The sequence below is a fragment of the Hyphococcus sp. genome (assembly GCF_965228385.1).
In the GTDB taxonomy this organism is placed as follows: domain Bacteria; phylum Pseudomonadota; class Alphaproteobacteria; order Caulobacterales; family Parvularculaceae; genus Hyphococcus.
In genome coordinates, this window is record NZ_OZ245810.1 from 811,958 (window position 1) to 830,420 (window position 18,463).

An 18,463-nucleotide genomic window follows, 5' to 3' on the forward strand; every position below is an offset into this window, starting at 1 on the left:
CATGCCGCTTAATAATGACGTTTTGAGTCGCTTAGATCGCGGCTTGAATCCAACTTTCATATTCGAAGAAAATAATCTCACAGCACTACCATATCAGATTGAGCTTTTAGAATGCGTCGCTGATACATGGCTGGTTCTTGCAAGTCGCCGCGCCGGTAAATCGACTACTGTAGCCGCTCTTGCCGCTCATACGGCGCTAAGCCTGCCGGATCAGTCGATACTGGTTTGTTTGCCAACGGAAGCGCAAGCCGAAATCATAATCAGGATGGCTAAGAATCTTATTGTCGGTGCCGGACTTGGCAGCGAATGCAAGCCTTTTCGGAAGCTTCTCATTGAAGGTAAGAACAGCTCCAGAATTGAAGGCCTTTCAACTCATAATCCGAATAATCTTCGCTCGCGTGGCGCAACGATGCTGATTTTCGATGAGTCGCAAAATATCAGCGATGAGGCGGCTAACGTAGTGTTGCCGATGATCTCGAATGTAGACCGGCCAAAGCTTATCTGTATCGGCACGCCGGGGCCGAAACGCTGGTTTTATCGCTTATGGAAAGACGAAAGCGAAGAGGCGAGGCGGATTAAACTACCGGCAACAAAGATTCCGTTTATCAATCAAAAGACGCTGGATCGCCAAAAGTCTATCATGACGAATAATGCCTTCGAGGCGGAGTTTAATGTGAATTGGGACTCAGCTGAAGGTAGCGTTTTCAGCACTGAAATACTCAATCAAACATTTAAATCGTGTGGCCGCTTATTCGCGGATTCATAATGCATGTTATTAAAACAAGAAAGCTCATATTCAGAATGGTTAGATGATACGGCAAGACGCGAAGGCATAGAGGCAATTCGTGAGTCGTTGCCAGTACGCTACTCTTATTCTATCGGCGCTGATATCGGTAAAAGCCTAGATCGATCTGTTTTGACAACAATCGAAACCGAAACAACCGACAAAGCGACTAATCACTACATTCGAGATATTAGAGCGCTTCCAAAGAACACAAATTTTGTCACACAGGCAGAAATGATAGCGGAGTTTATGCAAAGGCCTAATTTCACATATTGGCCAGCGCAGTTAGTCTTGGACGGTTCCGGCATTGGCGCCGTGGTTAGCGACATACTCAGAACTGAATACGATCTAAATTTCAAAAAGGTCGTTATTACGTCCGGCGAAAAGCGCTATTCAAGAAACTGGCTTATCAACACGTTGAGAAAATGGTTTGAGAAGCCAAGCTTTCACATATCCGATCAAATTAGAGGCGCTAAAGAGCTACGCGATGAATTAGAAGCCATAACAAGCGAGCAAAGGCCAAGCGGTTTAGTTTATTTAGGTGGAAAGCATGATGATTACGTGCTTTCAGCGGCGTTGGCTGTCAGTAACTTGGAAAACAAGGTAGCGTTGACTGGCGGTTCAACGGATATATTTTTTTCGGATGTTTTCAAGGCTTAACAATTACAATATACAATCCAGATACAGGAAGGATTGTTATGATAAAAAGCCCAAGCGATGACTTAATTCATTCAACCGTTCTTATATCAACTAAGAATTCACAAGGCCAGTGCGGAAGCGGAACAGGCTTCTTAGTTCAATGGCCTCTCGATGATGAAAAACAATATTGCCTACTGATTACAAACCGGCACGTAGTGAAGGATGCGGAGCAGGTTCAATTTGAAGTAATAGGTACTAGATATGAAGATGGAGTACCTTATCCAGATTTATCCAAAGTATACAATTATAATCTGAATACAGCAAAAGATACGTGGTGGTTTCACCCGAATGAAGACATCGACCTTGCCGCATTTCCGTTTGGAAAGGTAATTAACTCTATAGTCGCTGAAGGCGAGACGCCATATGTACGAGTGCTTGCTAGCGATCTAATTCCAAACGATCAGCAATTTGGCGAATTAGATGCGGTCGAGTCTGTTGCTATGATCGGGTATCCAATCGGGCTAATGGATAGAAAAAATAGGTTACCCGTTTTCAGAACGGGAGTAACAGCGACTCCCGTATATCACGATTATAACGGTAAAAATGAGTTCTTAATTGATTGCGCATGTTTTCCGGGGTCAAGCGGGTCGCCAGTTTTTTTATATAATCAAGGATCGTATTTTGACAAAACAAAAAGCAAATTTTTGTTTGCAAGCTTAAGGGTTCGTCTTCTTGGGGTATTGTACGCGGGTCCCCAGCTTGCTTTGAATGGCGAGATTCACGTCGAACCAATTCCAATGACGCGTATTATCACTAAGACTAATATTATGATCAATTTAGGGAACTGTATTCGCGCCGATGCATTGAAAGATCTGGCAGAATACGCAATGAGTACTGATAATACGGTTTGATATAAAAAACCCGCCTCGGGCTGATGCATATTACCGAGACGGGCCGTCGCCATAGTAGGCGCCTTATGGAGAGCAGGCGGCATGGATTAGTCCGCCCATACTAGTATTCTAACATATATTCAGTATACGGTCAAATGTTTCGCGATTGATCCAATTCTGCCAATCTGGCGCGCATAATCGCTATTTCCTCGTTGGATAGCTTGTTTAGCAAAGCCTCTTTTTCCTTCGATAGCTTCACACCGTCCGGCGCTTTTTTGTACTTTTCCGGCTCTACAATCTTGAGAATTTGAGACTCTAGCCTTGCAAATAATACCTTCTTGCGTGGTATGCGTTGCTGAGTCGAATAAGCCTTCCGTTGTGCTTTGCCGCCGCTGATATCATGGCCTAACAGCAAATCTTGATCGTCAGTTGTCCAGTCATAATGATATTCGTCTTCCATGATCTGAACGGCTGTATCGCGAAAATCATGGAATCGCCAATCAAACGGCCAGTGATCTTCTCGCTTTCCGCTAGGTGCTTCATATTTCATGCCGCGCGCCGCGAATTCTTTCGACAGGTAAGGCTTATCCAAAATGATATGATCGATATGGCGCATTAAGTGATCGTGATTGCTCTTTTTGCCTCGCGAGCTTGGAAATACATAATCGCAGTCCTTAAGGCGTGGCGTCGATTTGAGTAAATCCGCAACGGCGGGCATTAGCGGCATGATGAAATCATTGTCGCGTTTACGATCTTCAGCGTCGAATTTGATAAGGCCGCGCCTCCAATCGATGTTGCTCCATTTTAGGGTTTCTAATTCATTCCGCCGTCGCGCCGTTAAGAGTAAGGCGCTAACTAGGTTTTTCTCAATCAGGTTTATTTTCTCCGTAGCATCCCAAATCGCTTTTAGCTGATCTGGTTCGAGCGGATTATTGCGAACCAATTCTTTGCTACGAAATTCTAGCGGCGGTGTTTTCGGAAGCATTAGGTCTTGATGAAGGCCGCAATGCCGATGCAGGTAGTTAAACATCGAATTGACGTAGGAGCGGGTGAGGCGGGCTGAGTGCTTGCTCCGATTTACGGCAATTCGCACGAAACAATCTGAGACGGTTTGAAAATCCAATTCGCCCGGATAAGCGTCTCCAAAGGCCTTTTTATCAGCCGTCACCATATCCGCAGGTAATGGCGTGGCCAGAAAGCGCGATATGTAGCTTCTTCTGTCTGCCGATGTCTTTAAATTCGAGTGCGCCGCTATGAGGTCGTAATATTCATCCGCCCATACTCGGAGCGGCTTTTTCGCCTGCTCTTTTCGTCGATCATCCGCTACCGATTGCGCGCGAGTCTTCGTGCTTGAAGCTTTGGCAAGCGCTTTAGCGCGATCAAGGGCGTCATCCAAAGCGTTATCATTGATGAGTTTTGTATCATGCGGAATTTTCAGAAGCGTTTCATAGCCCATATAGCCGCGTGATCTGAGGAGCACATTGGCGCGCAATAGTATCGAGTCGCCGGACTCTGTCACAATGAGAGGCGTTTTGACTGCGCCGTCGCGGAAGACGCGAAACCGGTTTTTGATTTTGATCGTTTCGCCTCTCTTTTTGCGTTTCAAAATTTCGTCCCTCAGCGCTTCCAAATTCTGCGCAGTCAAGGCGATTGGCGGCAGGCTCTTACGGCCCTTTTTTGTCATCGAATCGATCTTTCAGTTACTTCCGATATTTACTTACTAGCCTTCAATATGGGGCCGAGTCGGTCTGGAGTCGAGTCCAAAATGGCCGCTCATAAGTAACTGGTCTGAGTTACTTATTTTTACTCATTCAGGCCAGAATATCGTTCAAAAACAGTGATTAATGGCCGTGTGGCTTCCGGGGCAAGAAGGCTAAATTCTTGTGATTTCATAGGAGCTTAGCGGAGTAGGGCGGACTAGGACTCCTTTCGACGAATTACTTATCGGGGACTGTAAATCTGCCCGCTTATGCGTACGCTGGTTCGAATCCAGCCCCCTCCACCACTGCCGGCCTCGCATTCTATTGCTTTTCTATCGTCCCCGGCGGTCCGGCCTTCGTTGGGACGGCCTGACCGTGCGGCGCGCAGTCGCGTGCGAAAAGGCCGGGGCGCGACATTTCTTCGTCCAAGCACAAAACTCATATTTGACGCAACAGGCGCGCTTCGGCATGCCTTTGTTTTCGATAGCCAGCGGCGGAATATTATGAAAATCGGCACCAGAGCGAGCGCAATGGCCATCGCGCAGACGACGGAAATCGTGGCGCAATTGAAAAAGGCGGCGCCGGGCGTTCAAGCGGAAATCGTGAAATTCAAACCGCGCGGTGATCGGGACCAGATATCCAGACTTGACCGTCATGGCGGCAAGGGCGGCGCATTTGTTGCTGAACTGAGAGACGCGGTTCGTCAGGGAACGCTGCAGGCGGCGATGCATTCCCTAAAAGACGTTCCGGGCGATGAGGAATGCCACGGACTTGTCCTTGGCGCTTATCTCAAACGCGAACAGGTTGAGGATACGCTTGTATTACGTTCCGATCATTCGCTGGAGGCTTTTGAAAAGGCACGCGGCGCCGGCTATAAAATCGGCACCAATTCTGTTCGCCGCGGCGCTTTTCTGAAAAAGCTGTATCCGGCATGCGATATTATTCATTATCGCGGCGCCGCCAATACGCGTATTCAAAAACTTGAAGATAAGGCGCTGCAAAAACTGCCCGGCGGCGGCGCGGTGGGGCCTGCCGATGGTCTTGTCATGGCCCGCTGCGGGCTGGAGCGCGTCGGCCTTGCGCAGAATATTTCAAAAATCTTTTCGGCCGCCGAAATGCTGCCTGCTATCGGGCAGGGAATCGTGACGGCGGAGTGCGCTCGAACGGACTGGGAAAGCCGTAAATTGCTGGCGCAGATCGATGATGCTGAAACCAGGATATGCGCGCTGGCGGAAAGGGAAGTGCTGTGGGTGTTGAACGGCCATTGCAATACGCCGATTGCAGGCCGCGCGGAAATTTCAGACAGTGTCCTTAGACTTCGCGCGGCGGTTCTCAGTCTTGATGGAAAAACAAACATCGAAACGTCGCTCGAAGGCGATCCGCTGCGCCCTCGGGAGCTGGGCCGGGAAGCGGGACTGGCGCTGTTGAATAAAGGCGCGGCAAAGCTGATTGCCGAAGCGAACCAGTGATGCAGCTATGCTCTGCTTTCGATGCGTCGTCCCGAGTTGTGTTTTTCGTGTCTTTTGATTTTTACAAGGCCTTATACGGAACTGCATGCGCTTAAAATATGTTAACAACTGTCACGATCTTTGCGCATGTGCAACGCATCGTGCGGCTATATGTAAAGCGTTAATGCGGCGTCAGTTGCAATGGTGGTAAATTCCGCTAGACATGCTCTTATGTTCCTGTTTCAGGACGAATTTTCAGGCGCCCGGCAAGAATGGGACGCCATGATTGGGGCCGCCGTAGAATTTCGGCGGACACTGCATGCGAATCCGGAACTGAGCTGGCGCGAGCATAAAACGGCGGCGGCCATACGCAGCGCGCTTGATGCGCTGCAAATCCCCTGGCGCGCTTGCGCTGAAACCGGAACCATCGGTTTATTAGCCCCGCATGCCGCCGGACGGCGCATTGCATTGCGCGCCGATATTGACGCGCTGCCGATTGATGAAAAAAGCGGACGCGAATGGTCATCGCAAAATGACGGCGTCATGCACGCCTGCGGTCATGATGGTCACGCCGCGTCGCTCATGGCGACGGCGGTCTGGCTGAAACAGTTCGAGGATCAATTACCGGGTCCCGTCAGTCTTCTTTATCAGCCTGCGGAAGAAGGCGGGCATGGCGCGAAACGCATGATCGAGGACGGCGCGCTTGAGGCTGTGGACGTTATTTTCGGATGGCATAACTGGCCAGCCATCCCGTTCGGAAAGGCGGTCTGTCCGGACGGCGCCGTTATGGCGGGCAATGGTACATTTCGCATCACGCTGGCTGGAAAAGGCGGCCATGCGAGCCAGCCGGAAGCCTGCCGCGATCCGGTTCTCGCGGCTTCGGCCGTGACGCTCGCGCTGCAGCAGATCGTCAGCCGGCGGATGGCGCCGCAAAGCGCAATCGTTGTCAGCGTGACCTCCATAAATGCGCCCGGCGGCGATACAATTATTCCGGAAACTGCGACGCTTGGCGGCGGCATCCGGCTCGCGCGCGCCGGCGACCGGGAAGTCGTCAACGCCCTTATCAGCGACATTGCGGAAAAAACCGCTGCAACCTATGGCGTGATCGCCAGCGTCGAACATTTTCCGCGTTACGATGCGACGGTGAATGAGCCGGCGGCCGCGTCGCAGATGCGCGCCGCGCTCAAAGCTGAACTTGGCGTCGATTGGACAAGCGCCGAGACGCCGCTCCCGATCATGGCGTCTGAAGATTTCAGCTACTATCTTAAAGAAAAGCCCGGCGCCTTCGCGCTTATCGGCGCCGGCGATGGCGACCCCCATCATCATGTATCGTGTCACAATCCTGAATATGATTTTAACGATCGCCTGATACCGGTCGTTGCAAAGCTCTTTGCCCGACTCGCCGGTTTGCCGGAACAAGCGATACCGCATGCAGATACAAGTAACGGCGCTCTTTCATGACGCGAGGGTAACTGAACAGTAAGGAGACGATAATGGACGTTTTTGAGCAATGGGAATCCGAAGTGCGCGGATATTGCCGTACTTTTCCGACGGTTTTTAAGTCGGCTTCGAATGCGCGTCAGGTCGACGAAAATGACAAGTCCTATATCGACTTTTTTGGCGGCGCGGGCGTCCTGAATTTCGGACACAACAATACGCGCATGAAAAAAGCGCTGATTGAGTTTATCGAATCGGACGGGCCTGCACACAGCCTGGACATGTCCACTAGCGTCAAACGCGAATTCATTCAGGCGTTCGTCGATACGGTTATGAAACCGCGCAAGATGAATTACAAATTGCAGTTTACCGGCCCCACCGGGACAAACGCCGTTGAGGCCGCGCTGAAGCTGGCGCGCCGCGTTTCGGGGCGGCGTTCGGTGATTGCTTTTACGCACGGCTTTCACGGAATGACGCTCGGTTCTCTCGCCTGCACGGCGAATGAATATTTCCGTAACGCCGCGGGCGTGCCGCTAGAGCATGTCATGCGTCTGCCCTTTGGCCGCTCGCTGGAAGGTTTGTCGGATGCATTTGCGGATCCGTCGTCCGGTTACGAGAAACCTGCGGCGATCCTTGTGGAAACAATTCAGGCTGAGGGGGGCGTCAATGTCGCTTCCGCCGAATGGCTGAAAGAGCTACGCCAGTTTGCAAAAGATGCAGGCGCGCTTTTTATTATTGACGACATTCAGGCCGGGTGCGGGCGCACCGGCGACTATTTCAGTTTTGACGGCATGGATCTCGATCCGGATATTGTCTGCCTAGCAAAAGGCATTGGCGGTTTTGGCACGCCCTTGGCGATGAACATGATCAAACCCGAACACGATAAGCATTGGTCGCCGGGCGAACATACCGGAACCTTCAGGGGGCAGGGCTTTTCTTTCGTGGCGGGCCGCGAGGCGCTGCGCTATTTCGAAAACGATGCGTTTTTGAAGGAGGTCAAAACCAAAGGCGCGCATATGGCCAAGCGTTTACAATCGATTGCTGACGAGCACGCGTCGCATAAATTCGAGGTGCGCGGCCGCGGCATGATACAAGGGCTCGATACGCACAATCCGGATCTTGCGAAAAAGGCCGTATCCCTTTGTTTTGAGAATGGCTTGTTAATTGGCGGTTGCGGCCCCGGCGGCAGGGTTTTGAAACTGATCCCGCCGCTGACAATTTCTGATGACGACCTGAACGAAGGCGTCGATATTCTCGCCAGTTCGATCAGTAAAATTGTGGGGGCGTCATGAAAAATCGCGACGATATGACGTTTCCGATGGAGGAATATGAGCGCCGCTTGTCGGATTTGCGCATGCGTATGCGCGAGCGACTGCTTGATGCTGTGATTATTTCCGATCCTGAAAACATAATGTATCTCACTGATTATCAGACGACGGGTTATTCTTTCTTTCAGGCGTTGATTGTGCCGCTCGACGGCGAGTGCTTCATGATCACCCGGAACATGGAAGAATCAAATGTGCATGCGCGCACATGGGTGGAGAAAACCCGTCCGTACCCAGATAATGGTGATGCGATTCAGCGGCTGGTGGAATGTCTGCGGGAATTCGGCTTGTGGAAAGCCACTATCGGTTATGAACGCAACAGTTATTTTCTTCCGGCCTATCAGCAGGACCGGTTCCGAACGGCGTTCACGAGCGGCCATCTGATCGACTGCTTTGGTATTGTCGAAGAAGGCCGGGTCTGTAAGTCGCCTGCGGAAATCGACATAATGAAAAAAGCCGCCGCCGCGACCGAGGCCGGTATGCGTGCAGCCTATGACATCATCGAGCCCGGCGTGACGGAAAACGAAATCGGCGCTGCAATCAGCAACGCCATGTTCCGCGCCGGCGGCGAGCCTCCCGCTGTCATGCCCTATGTGACGTCTGGGCCGCGTTCGATGATCGGTCACGCCACATGGGAAGGGCGCACAGTCAAACCCGGGGATCATGTTTTCCTGGAAATTGGCGGCTGCTACAGGCGTTATCACACCGCCATGATGCGCACCGTTGTGCTCAATGAACTATCCCCCGCGATGGAAGTCGCAGAATGGAGAATGATGGAAGCGCTGCGCCAGGTCGAAGCGGCTATACGACCGGGCCTGACTGTTTCCGATGCTGACAATATCGTGCGCGACATTATCAATAGCGGCGATCACGGCGGGCACTTGATTACGCGTTCCGGTTATTCAATTGGCATCGCCTTCCCACCGAGTTGGGATGAGGGCTATATTCTCAGCCTCATGCAAGGTGATTCCCAAACGCTGAAAGAGGGCATGACTTTTCACATCATTCCGTGGATATGGGGCGTCGAAGGCGACAAGACGGTCGGCATCTCGGACACTATTCATGTCACAGCGACCGGCTGCGAATCATTTTTTACAATGGACCGCGAGTTTGTCGTGCGGCCGAATAGTAGCGCCGCCGGATCCAATATTCACTCAATTTCCGATAATCCGCAAAATGCAACAGCGTCCAACGATTAGGTCATGATGTTAACTGTCACCAATCCAGCAACCGGAAAAGTGGTTCGCGAAGTCGAAGCGGCCAGCGACGAGACTGTCGAGCGTAAACTTGCAGCAGCGCAACGCGCTTTTCTGGACTGGCGCAATGTTTCATATACAGACCGTGCGGCGGTCGTGAAAGCGGTGGCGGACGACATGCGCCAGCGCGTTGAAGACCTCGCACCGTTAATGACGGAAGAAATGGGCAAGCCCATTCGTGAGGCGAGAGCCGAAGTTGAGAAGGCGGCATGGTGCGCCGAGCACTACGCTGAGCATGCGGAGCAATATCTGGCGCCGCAAAGTCTGCCGTCTGACGCTGCAAACAGTTATGTTCAGCATTTGCCGATTGGACCGGTGCTTGGCGTCCTTCCGTGGAATGCGCCATTCTGGTTGGCTTTTCGTTTTTGCGCCCCCGCGCTGATGGCGGGAAACACATGCCTGATGAAACATGATCCGCATGTCCCCGGCTGTGCGCAGGCGATTGCAGATGTGTTTGTACGCGCCGGTGCGCCCGGCGGATTGTTTGACGCGCTGCTGCTTGAAACAGAGCGTGTTGAGCCGGTGATCCGCGATAAGCGCATAAGGGCTGTCTCGTTTACGGGTTCGTCGAAAGGCGGCGCCGCCGTCGCCTCGATCGCAGCAAGCGAAATCAAACCTGCGGTGCTGGAATTGGGCGGGTCGGACCCTGGCATCATACTCGCCGACGCCGATCTTGAGAAAGCGGCGGAGATTTTGAAAATCTCGCGGATTATCAACGCCGGGCAATCATGTATTGCTGCAAAACGGCTGATTGTCGAAGCGCCGGTGTATGATGACATGGTCGCGCTATTGAAGGAAAAGTTTGCGTCGTTAAAGGTGGGCGATCCGGCGCTGGAAGAGACTGACGTCGGTCCCATCGCTCGTGAAAATTTGCGGGCTGAGCTTCATCGACAAGTGGAAACAAGCGTCAAACAGGGCGCCCGCCTGTTGATGGGCGGCGAAATCAATTCCGGTCCCGGTTATTTTTATCCGGTTACGCTGCTCGCCGATGTAGAGCCGGGTATGTGTGCGTTTACCGAAGAAACCTTTGGTCCGGTCGGCGTCGTGATACGCGCTGAAAATGAAGCGCATGCGCTTGAGCTGGCAAACGACAGCGAATACGGCCTGGCGGCGAGCGTATGGTCGAGCGCGGACCGCGGCGAAGCGCTCGCCAAGAAAATTGAGGCCGGACAAGTTGCGGTTAACGGCATTGTAAAAACCGATCCGCGATTACCGAGCGGCGGAATAAAGAAATCAGGCTATGGGCGCGAGCTTGGACCGCATGGCATTCATGAATTTGTCAACGCGCAGCAGGTCTGGGTCGGGCCGGTTCGCGACTAGCGATGAAATTTTTGCTCGTAATAGGAATTGCCTGGCGCTGTCATTTAATCGTAAAGTTGAATTGTACTGAGAAATAAGCAACGGACGAACTTATGCGCACATTTTTTGTTTTTATAAAATGCAAACTCGGCAGGGCGTACGACGTGGCGGCAAATGTCGTGGAAAATGTCGATCCGTGTCCGTCAATATTCTCGATTTCCGGCGAATATGATCTGATTGCGCATTTCAGTGTGGACAATAATCTCGATATTGGCCGGTTTGTGAATGAGACTTTGCATCAGGTTCAGGATATCGTCGATACAAAAACAATAATTGCGTTCAACACATTTTCAAAAGATCAGGGGTTTGATGGAGACGATGGTTGAACCCTATTCAGCCCTTATCTCTATTCGGCCCTTGTATAGTGACGACGGTTGGGGCGCGCTTTTCTCGCCTGTTCCAGGGCCTTTTCATTTACTTTTTCCGCTTCCCGGTAAAGCTGGTATTCGCCGGACTTTAGCGGCTCCGGCCACCCAAGCGGGCGCCCGGCGATTTCTTTTACGCCGTAATGGCCGGCGGCGGCTCTCGTAAAAAACGGGTGATTGAGATGCGGCCGTCCAAGGGCGCAAAGGTCGGCGCGTGACGCCGCAATAATCATGTTGATTTGCTCGGGCAGTGTTATATCGCCGACGGCAATCGTCGGTATGCCAACCGTTTGTTTGATGAATTCAGCAAAAGGGGTTTGCCACATGCGTCCGTAAACCGGCTTCTGCCAGGGCGCCGTCTGTCCGGAGGAGGCGTGGATAATATCAACGCCGGCGTCCTTGAAGGCCTGCGCGATGATCTGCAGATCATCGAGCGTCATGCCGCCTTCGACCCAGTCGCTTGAGGAAAGGCGCACGGACATAGGGCGGTCTTCCGGCCAGACGGCGCGCAGCGCTTCGAAAACTTCAAGCGGGTAGCGTGCGCGGGCAAGCGCCCCTCCGCCATATTTATCCCGTCTGTGGTTTGTCACCGGCGAAAGAAAACTCGCCAATAAATAGCCATGCGCGCAATGCAGTTCCAGCATGTCAAAACCGGCTCGCGCGCCGCGTTTGGCCGCAGCAACAAAGTCTTCAATCACGGCGTCCATTTTTGCGCGATCCATTTCGACGGGCGTCCGGGAGACGCCGTCAAAATAGGGAAGCGGCGACGCCGAATAAATCGGCCAGGCGCCGTCTTCCAGCGGTATATCCATGCGGTGTTTTTCATCAGCTTGAGGCGTCTTCGTTGCGCCCTTCCGGCCCGCATGGCCTAATTGCAAAGCAAGTTTTGCGGGCGTCGATGTGTGCGTAAAATCGACAATGCGTTTCCAGTCTTGCTCTTGCCGGTCGCTCCACAGCCCCGTGCAGCCGGGCGTAATACGCGCATCTGGGGTTGGGCAGGTCATTTCCACGAATACGAGACCAGCGCCGCCGCGTGCAAAATTTGTGTAATGAGATTCATGCCAATCGGTAATATCGCCGTCCATGGCGGAATATTGCGCCATGGGCGCAACCGCAACGCGGTTTGCAACCGTCATACCGCGCAAGGTAAAAGGCGTGAACATCGGCGTAGGGCGACCTGACCGCACCGACGGACCGCCATTCAGTTCGTATCGATCGTAGAATTCCGTCTCAACCTTATTGAGGAAATCATTATCGCGGAGTTTGATGTTATCCCAAGTGAGAGACTTCGCGCGCGACATGAGCGAAAACACAAACTCATACCGCGCTTTACTCCAATGAAGATCCATATCTTCAAACCATCGCAATGAAACTTGCGCGTTGTGCTGCGTTATTTCCACAGGCGTACGGCGTTCTTTCTCATACACTGCGAAGGCTGCGCCAGCGGCGGGCGCATAGTCGACAATGGCGTCCGAGAGCGCAGATGCGCATTCCATAGCGAGTTTTGTTCCGGACCCGATTGACCAATGCGCCGTTGCTTTCGCATCGCCCAACAGCACCATATTGTTGTAGCTCCACTTGGCGCAGGTGATCGTCGGAAAATTCCGCCATAGGGATTTGTTGGTGATAAAGTGATGGCCCTGCAGATCTTCTTTAAATACCTTTTCAAGAAACCGCGCGCTTTCAGTTTCATCCATGCGATCAAGTCCGCTTGCCGCCCAGCATTCAGGCGTTGTCTCGATAACCCATGTGGAGCGCCCTTGCTCATATTGGTACGTATGGGCGCAAAATAGCCCATGCGCTGTTTTCCGGAAAAAGAAAGTGAAAGCGTCGAGCGGGCGTTCTGATCCCATCCAGCAGAACTTGTTTCGCGTCTCGGCGGCGTTAGCGCCAAATTCCTCAGCGTATTTTTCCCGAATGGGACTGTTCACGCCTTCCGCAACGACAATAACGTCTGAATCTGAAAATCTTTCTTCTATTATTTCAGGCGAAACTCTTTCAGAAAAATGTAGCCCGACCCCGAGCGCAGCGCAGCGGTTTTGTAAAAGCTGCAGCAGCGTTTTGCGCGAACAGCCGGCAAAGCCGTTACCGCCGACAATCGTTCGCGCGCCCTTGTGTTCAACGGCGATATCCGTCCAGTAAGCGAAATTATCTCTGATTGCGTCATAGGATTCAGGATCTGCGCTCAAAAATTCATCAAGTGTTTCGTCAGAAAAAACCACGCCAAAACCGAACGTATCGTCGGCGCGGTTTTGCTCATAAACGTCGATGTCGCAATCGGGCAATCGCTTTTTTGTAAGCAGGGCGAAATAGAGTCCGCCGGGTCCCCCGCCGATAACAGTAATTTTCATGAAGCCGCCACCCCCGCATCATTCATGAGGAACGACCGCCGTGGTTTCAATTTCAATCTTCGCTTTTGGCTCTACGAACCTCGACACTTCTATTACAGACATGCAGGGAAAGACCTTGCCAAAGATATCGCGCCACGCGGCGCCGATCTCTGTGAGGCTACTGCTGTATTCCGTACAGGACGACACATAACAGGTCATTCTCACAATATGCTCAGGCCGCGCGCCGCCTTCCTTCAGTATTGCCTTGATGTTTGAAAGCGCCTGACGAAATTGCCCGGCCAGGGTTTCTTCTACGAATTCTTCTTTCGCGTTCCAGCCGACCACACCTGCGGTGAACACCATGCGACCTTCTGCGGAGACGCCGTTTGCATAGCCCTTTGGGCGCGGCCAGCCTTTCGGTTGCAAGACCCGTCTCATGTCATCTCCTTGGGCTTTTTCAGAATTTGTCGTGCGATGACGAGCTTTTGCACTTCCGACGCGCCTTCATAGATCCGCAAGGCCCGGATGTCGCGATAAAGCTCTTCTACTTTGACGCCCTTTTTTACGCCAAGCCCGCCAAACATCTGCACCGCTTTATCGATGACTGTCTGTGCGCGATCGGTTGCATAAAGCTTCGCCATAGCCGCTTCTTTAGTAACGCGGCGCTTTTGCACATCTTTGATCCAGGCGGAGCGGTAAATCAGCAATGCAGATGCATCGATATCAAGCGCCATTTCAGCGAGGCGTTCCTGCGCGATCGGCATGTTGGCAAGTGTGGAGCCGAACATTTCCCGGTTCACCGCGCGGTCCGTCGCTTCGTCAAGCGCGCGCCGGGCGAGCCCGAGTGCTGCTGCGCCGACGGTTGTACGGAAGACATCGAGAGTCGCCAGCGCGATTTTAAATCCTTCGCCTTCCGCGCCAATGCGCGCGGAAGCGGGAATTTGCGCTCCCTCAAAATTAAGCCGCGCCAGCGGATGAGGGGCGATAACGTCTATGCGTTCCGCGATAGACAAACCGGGGTTGTCAGCATCTATGACGACGGCCGTGACGCCGCGCGCGCCCTCGCCGGTGCGTGCAAAGAGCGTATAAAAATCCGCGATACCGCCGTTTGAAATCCATGTTTTTTCGCCGTCGGCTGCATATCCGTCTGTGGTAGGACGCAATGTCATGCTCATTGCGGCAGCGTCCGACCCTGCGTCGGGTTCGGACAAGGCGAAAGCGGCGATTTTTTCTCCGGTAACAACTCTTGGAAGATACGCGGCTTTGAGGTCTTCCGAACCGAAAAGACTGATGGCGCCGGAACCAAGTCCCTGCATGGCGAAGGCAAAGTCGGCGAGACCGGAATGACGCGCCAGGGTTTCACGGATCAGGGCGAGCGACCGCACGTCCAGTGTCTCTCGTGCGCCGCCGTAAGACGCGGGCGCGCAATATTTAAGCCAGCCGCCTTCTCCAAGCGCGCTGACAAGCTTGCGGCATGTATCGTCAACATTTTCGTGGGCGCCAGGCGCATCAATAATGGCTGGAAGGGTTGCGGCGGACCATGCATCGAGTTCAATTGCGAGCTCTCGATGAAACGCTTCGAAGAATGGCCAGTCGAGAAAATCGCAGTCGGCCATCTAATCACCCTCAAAGACAGGTTTTTCCTTTGCGATGAACGCATTATAAGCGCGGTGAAAGTCTTTCGTTTGCATACAGATCGCCTGCGCCTGCGCTTCCGCTTCAATCGCCATATCAATACTCATGCTCCATTCCATGTTCAGCTGGTTCTTGGTAATGCCGTTGGCGAACGTCGGTCCGCTCGCCAGCTTTGCGGCCATTTTCATGGCGTGCGCTTCCAGCTCGTCTACCGGCAGAACAGCGTTAAAGAACCCCCAGTCCAGCCCTTCCTGCGCGCTGAAACTGCGCCCGAAAAATAATAGCTCACTGGCGCGGCCCTGACCGATTATACGCGGCAGCATGGCGCATGCGCCCATATCGCACCCCGCCAGCCCCACGCGGTTGAATAAAAATGCAGTCTTGGCGTCCGGCGCAGCGTAACGAATATCAGACGCCATGGAGATAATGGCGCCGGCGCCAACGCTGACCCCGTCAACGGCGGCGATTATTGGCTGCGGACAATTTCTCATGGCTTTGACGAGATCGCCGGTCATGCGTGTAAAGTCGAGAAGACCCGCCATATTCTTCTCAGTCAGTGGTCCGATGATATCGTGAACATCGCCGCCAGAGCAAAAATTACCGCCTTCACTGCCAAAGACAATCGCCTTGACGTCTTGCGTATACACAAGAGCACGAAACATGTCGCGCAGTTCTGCATAGGATTCAAATGTGAGGGGGTTTTTGCGCTCAGGACGATTGAGCGCCACGCGCGCAACGCTATCTTTGTATGACCAGAGGAAATGTTTCGGAGAAAAATTTTCAGGATTCATTGTGCGCCTTTATGCATGCTGGTTCTATCTCATCGCATTGTTTCGCCGCCGTCGATGGCGATGGCCTGGCCGTTAATCGTGCGCGCCGCGTTACTGGCAAGCCAAAGGGCCGTTTCAGCGATTTCAGCCGGATCGACAAGGCGGCTCATGGGCTGGTCTTTTAACAGCAATGCGGCGGCTTCCTCTGACGTGCGATCTGTTTTCCCGGTAATCCTGCTGACGGATTGTTCAAACATCGGCGTGTCCGTAAAGCCCGGGCAGATCGCATTTGCCGTGACCCCGGTTTTGGCGAGCTCAAGCGCGAGTGTTTTGATAAGACCAAGGACACCGTGTTTGGATGCGACATAGGCGCTGGAATAATGATATGGCTTTATAGAAGCGGTGGATGCGATCGCAATAATCCGTCCCCAGTTATTTTCGACCATTGCGGGCGCAAAAGCGCGCGCGCATAAAAATACGCCTGTGAGATTGGCGGCAAGGACGGCGTTCCAGTCTTGAAGCGAAGTCTTCACGAACGGCGCCGTTGCCGCGATGCCGGCGTTCGCGATGAGTATATCAACGGGTTTTATCGTCGCCGCAGTCTCAGCAACAGCATTTTCATCTGTAACGTCCATGATTGCATAGGAAAATCCTGTATCCTTCAAACGATTTTCATTACGCCCGCTAATGGTGACGTCATGCCCGGCGCCGGCGAAAGCGCGCGCCACAGCAAGGCCGATGCCGGAACCGCCCCCCGTTATAAAGATATGTTTTTTTTGCGTGTTCATTCGGTTCACAGATTATGCCGTTGATTGATCTTTCAATTTGTATCTCTGCAATTTTCCCGTATGCGTTTTTGGCAGCTCTTTTACAAATTCAATTTCCCGCGGATATTTGTAGGGCGCTATCAGGCATTTGACATGCTCTTGTAATTCCCGTGTCTTCGCAGCGACATTATCGCAGTCATTGGCAAGAACAATAAATGCTTTGCAAATCTGACCTCGTTTTTCATCGGCGACGCCGACAACGGCGGTTTCTTCGATATCTGGATGAGACAGCAAGGCGTTTTCAACTTCTGGCGCGGCGATATTATACCCTGACGAAATGATCATGTCGTCGCTGCGAGAGACATACCAGAAATAGCCGTCTTCATCCTTCCGGAACAGATCTCCTGTGAGATTCCAGCCTTCTTTGACATAATCTGTTTGCCTTTTATCCGCGAGGTAGCGGCAGCCTGTGGGGCCGCGCACGGCAAGGCGGCCGATTTCTCCGTCAGGAACAATATTCATATTTTCATCTACAATCTGTGCAGCATATCCCGGCACAACCTGTCCTGTAGAGCCCGGTCTGACGGCGGCGCCGGATGCTGAAATAAAAATATGAATCATCTCTGTAGCGCCGATGCCGTCGATCAGGCGTATATCCGTAAGTTCATGCCAGCCTTCTGAAATTGCCCGCGGCAAATGTTCTCCGGCGGAAACGCATGTATGCAGATTGGCGAAATGCGAAGAGGGCAGGCTCAACATCCCGCGATATGCAGTGGGCGCGGTAAAGAGGGTCGTTACGCGATGACGTTCAAGCGCTTCAAGCAATGGTTCAACCCCGGGTCCGCTTGTTATAGCGCTCGCGGCGCCGCAGGCGGCTGGAAATACGACAGAGGCGCCGAGGCCAAAAGTGAATGCAAAAGGCGGCGTCGCGCAAAACACATCATCGGATTTCGGTTGTACCGTATGGCGAGAAAACGTTTCAGCCATGGCAAGAATGTCGCGATGAAAATGAACGCAACCCTTCGGCATGCCTGTTGTGCCGGATGTAAATGCGATTAGGGCCGGATCATCGCTTGCGGTGGGCGCAGGTTCAACAAAGCTCCTCAACGCCTTAAGTCTTGTTTCCAACGCGCCGCCATCGTTGTAATATTCCGTAGCGCGAATAAACGCCGACTTTTCAGCGGCGCTGTCATAGTCGTCCGCGAGCCGGCTATCAACGAATGCATGGCTTATTTCGGCTTTATTGATAATGGTCAGCAATTCGGAGGGTCGTAGTAGCGGCATTGTAGTTACAGCAACGCCTCCGGCGCGCACAACGCCCCACCAGATAGCCAAAAGCATTGCTGAATTCAGCCCGTGGATCATAACCCTGTTGCCGGGGACGAAACCCGCTTGCGTTTTCAGGAAGTCGGCGATTTGACACGCCCGCATCAGGAGATCGTTATAACTCCAGCGCCCGTTATTCCATAAAACTGCGTCTTTATCGCCATGGCCGGCGGCGACGGCGCGATCTAACAATATGGAAGCATTTAACCGCTCGGGGAATTTAAGTTCAGGGCGATCGAACAGGAATGTCGGCTGTAGCGCCGGTTCGGGGATATTGTCGCGAACGAAGCTATCCTCATGTGCCGTTCGGGGAATATTCATATTATCATTGTGCGTTGCGAAAAGATTGACCGGGAACCAAACTTCGTATGAACAATGGCATGTTCTCAAACGATTTTCGAGAGCCCGAACTTTCGGCCACGTCAACCGCGA

General features: G+C 52.7%; 16 protein-coding genes. 9 read left to right on the forward strand and 7 right to left on the reverse strand.

From position 1 onward, the window contains the following. The first annotated feature begins 1 nt into the window (after window position 1). From ACQK2Q_RS03740 to ACQK2Q_RS03750, 3 genes are read left to right on the forward strand one after another with little or no spacing between them, the layout of a single operon-like run. Window positions 2-766, forward strand: coding sequence for a terminase large subunit domain-containing protein (locus ACQK2Q_RS03740; protein ID WP_425408410.1), 765 nt, complete (start codon window positions 2-4; stop codon window positions 764-766). Between the two features lie 3 nt (window positions 767-769). Next, window positions 770-1,444 (forward strand): hypothetical protein, encoded by a 675-nt coding sequence (locus ACQK2Q_RS03745; protein WP_425408411.1) that lies wholly within the window; start codon window positions 770-772, stop codon window positions 1,442-1,444. Between the two features lie 38 nt (window positions 1,445-1,482). Next, window positions 1,483-2,334: a S1 family peptidase gene (locus tag ACQK2Q_RS03750; protein ID WP_425408412.1), complete on the forward strand. Its 852-nt coding sequence runs from the start codon at window positions 1,483-1,485 to the stop codon at window positions 2,332-2,334. A gap of 130 nt (window positions 2,335-2,464) precedes the next feature. Here the strand turns inward: ACQK2Q_RS03750 and ACQK2Q_RS03755 are convergent, their stop codons facing one another. Further along, the gene (locus tag ACQK2Q_RS03755) at window positions 2,465-3,997 is read right to left on the reverse strand and encodes a tyrosine-type recombinase/integrase (protein WP_425408413.1); all 1,533 of its coding nucleotides are present in this window, start codon (window positions 3,995-3,997) and stop codon (window positions 2,465-2,467) included. Window positions 3,998-4,516: 519 nt separating this feature from the next. On the opposite strand from ACQK2Q_RS03755, the gene hemC reads away from it, so the two are divergent. The 6 genes from hemC to ACQK2Q_RS03785 all read left to right on the forward strand — a co-directional run bounded on the left by hemC (window position 4,517) and on the right by ACQK2Q_RS03785 (window position 11,164). Continuing rightward, window positions 4,517-5,482, forward strand: a complete 966-nt coding sequence (gene hemC, locus ACQK2Q_RS03760) for a hydroxymethylbilane synthase (protein ID WP_425408414.1) — start codon at window positions 4,517-4,519, stop codon at window positions 5,480-5,482. Window positions 5,483-5,692: 210 nt separating this feature from the next. Beyond that, a complete protein-coding gene (gene doeB2, locus ACQK2Q_RS03765) occupies window positions 5,693-6,922 on the forward strand; it encodes a N(2)-acetyl-L-2,4-diaminobutanoate deacetylase DoeB2 (RefSeq protein ID WP_425408415.1) in 1,230 nt (409 codons plus the stop codon). Between the two features lie 32 nt (window positions 6,923-6,954). After that, window positions 6,955-8,190, forward strand: a complete 1,236-nt coding sequence (locus ACQK2Q_RS03770) for an aspartate aminotransferase family protein (RefSeq protein WP_425408416.1) — start codon at window positions 6,955-6,957, stop codon at window positions 8,188-8,190. Next, window positions 8,187-9,422: an ectoine hydrolase gene (gene doeA / locus ACQK2Q_RS03775; RefSeq protein ID WP_425408417.1), complete on the forward strand. Its 1,236-nt coding sequence runs from the start codon at window positions 8,187-8,189 to the stop codon at window positions 9,420-9,422. Before ACQK2Q_RS03770 ends, doeA begins: the two co-directional genes overlap by 4 nt. Window positions 9,423-9,428: 6 nt before the next feature. Then, window positions 9,429-10,799, forward strand: coding sequence for an NAD-dependent succinate-semialdehyde dehydrogenase (locus ACQK2Q_RS03780; RefSeq protein WP_425411113.1), 1,371 nt, complete (start codon window positions 9,429-9,431; stop codon window positions 10,797-10,799). Between the two features lie 92 nt (window positions 10,800-10,891). Beyond that, the gene (locus ACQK2Q_RS03785; RefSeq protein ID WP_425408418.1) at window positions 10,892-11,164 is read left to right on the forward strand and encodes an Lrp/AsnC ligand binding domain-containing protein; all 273 of its coding nucleotides are present in this window, start codon (window positions 10,892-10,894) and stop codon (window positions 11,162-11,164) included. Between the two features lie 20 nt (window positions 11,165-11,184). Here the strand turns inward: ACQK2Q_RS03785 and ACQK2Q_RS03790 are convergent, their stop codons facing one another. The 6 genes from ACQK2Q_RS03790 to ACQK2Q_RS03815 are packed head-to-tail and all read right to left on the reverse strand — an operon-like array spanning window position 11,185 to window position 18,352. Next, on the reverse strand, window positions 11,185-13,554 hold the full coding sequence (locus ACQK2Q_RS03790; RefSeq protein WP_425408419.1) for a bifunctional salicylyl-CoA 5-hydroxylase/oxidoreductase: 2,370 nt from the start codon (window positions 13,552-13,554) through the stop codon (window positions 11,185-11,187). Between the two features lie 18 nt (window positions 13,555-13,572). Then, entirely contained in the window at window positions 13,573-13,971 is a 399-nt protein-coding gene (locus ACQK2Q_RS03795; protein WP_425408420.1) for a RidA family protein, read from the reverse strand. After that, complete coding sequence (locus ACQK2Q_RS03800) at window positions 13,968-15,149, reverse strand: acyl-CoA dehydrogenase family protein (protein ID WP_425408421.1); 1,182 nt, start codon at window positions 15,147-15,149, stop codon at window positions 13,968-13,970. The genes ACQK2Q_RS03795 and ACQK2Q_RS03800 overlap by 4 nt, the downstream gene beginning before the upstream one ends. Next, window positions 15,150-15,959, reverse strand: a complete 810-nt coding sequence (locus ACQK2Q_RS03805) for an enoyl-CoA hydratase family protein (protein ID WP_425408422.1) — start codon at window positions 15,957-15,959, stop codon at window positions 15,150-15,152. It lies immediately after the preceding gene. A gap of 29 nt (window positions 15,960-15,988) precedes the next feature. After that, complete coding sequence (locus tag ACQK2Q_RS03810) at window positions 15,989-16,726, reverse strand: SDR family NAD(P)-dependent oxidoreductase (protein ID WP_425408423.1); 738 nt, start codon at window positions 16,724-16,726, stop codon at window positions 15,989-15,991. 12 nt (window positions 16,727-16,738) lie between these two features. Beyond that, entirely contained in the window at window positions 16,739-18,352 is a 1,614-nt protein-coding gene (locus ACQK2Q_RS03815) for an AMP-binding protein (RefSeq protein ID WP_425408424.1), read from the reverse strand. Window positions 18,353-18,463 lie beyond the last annotated feature (111 nt).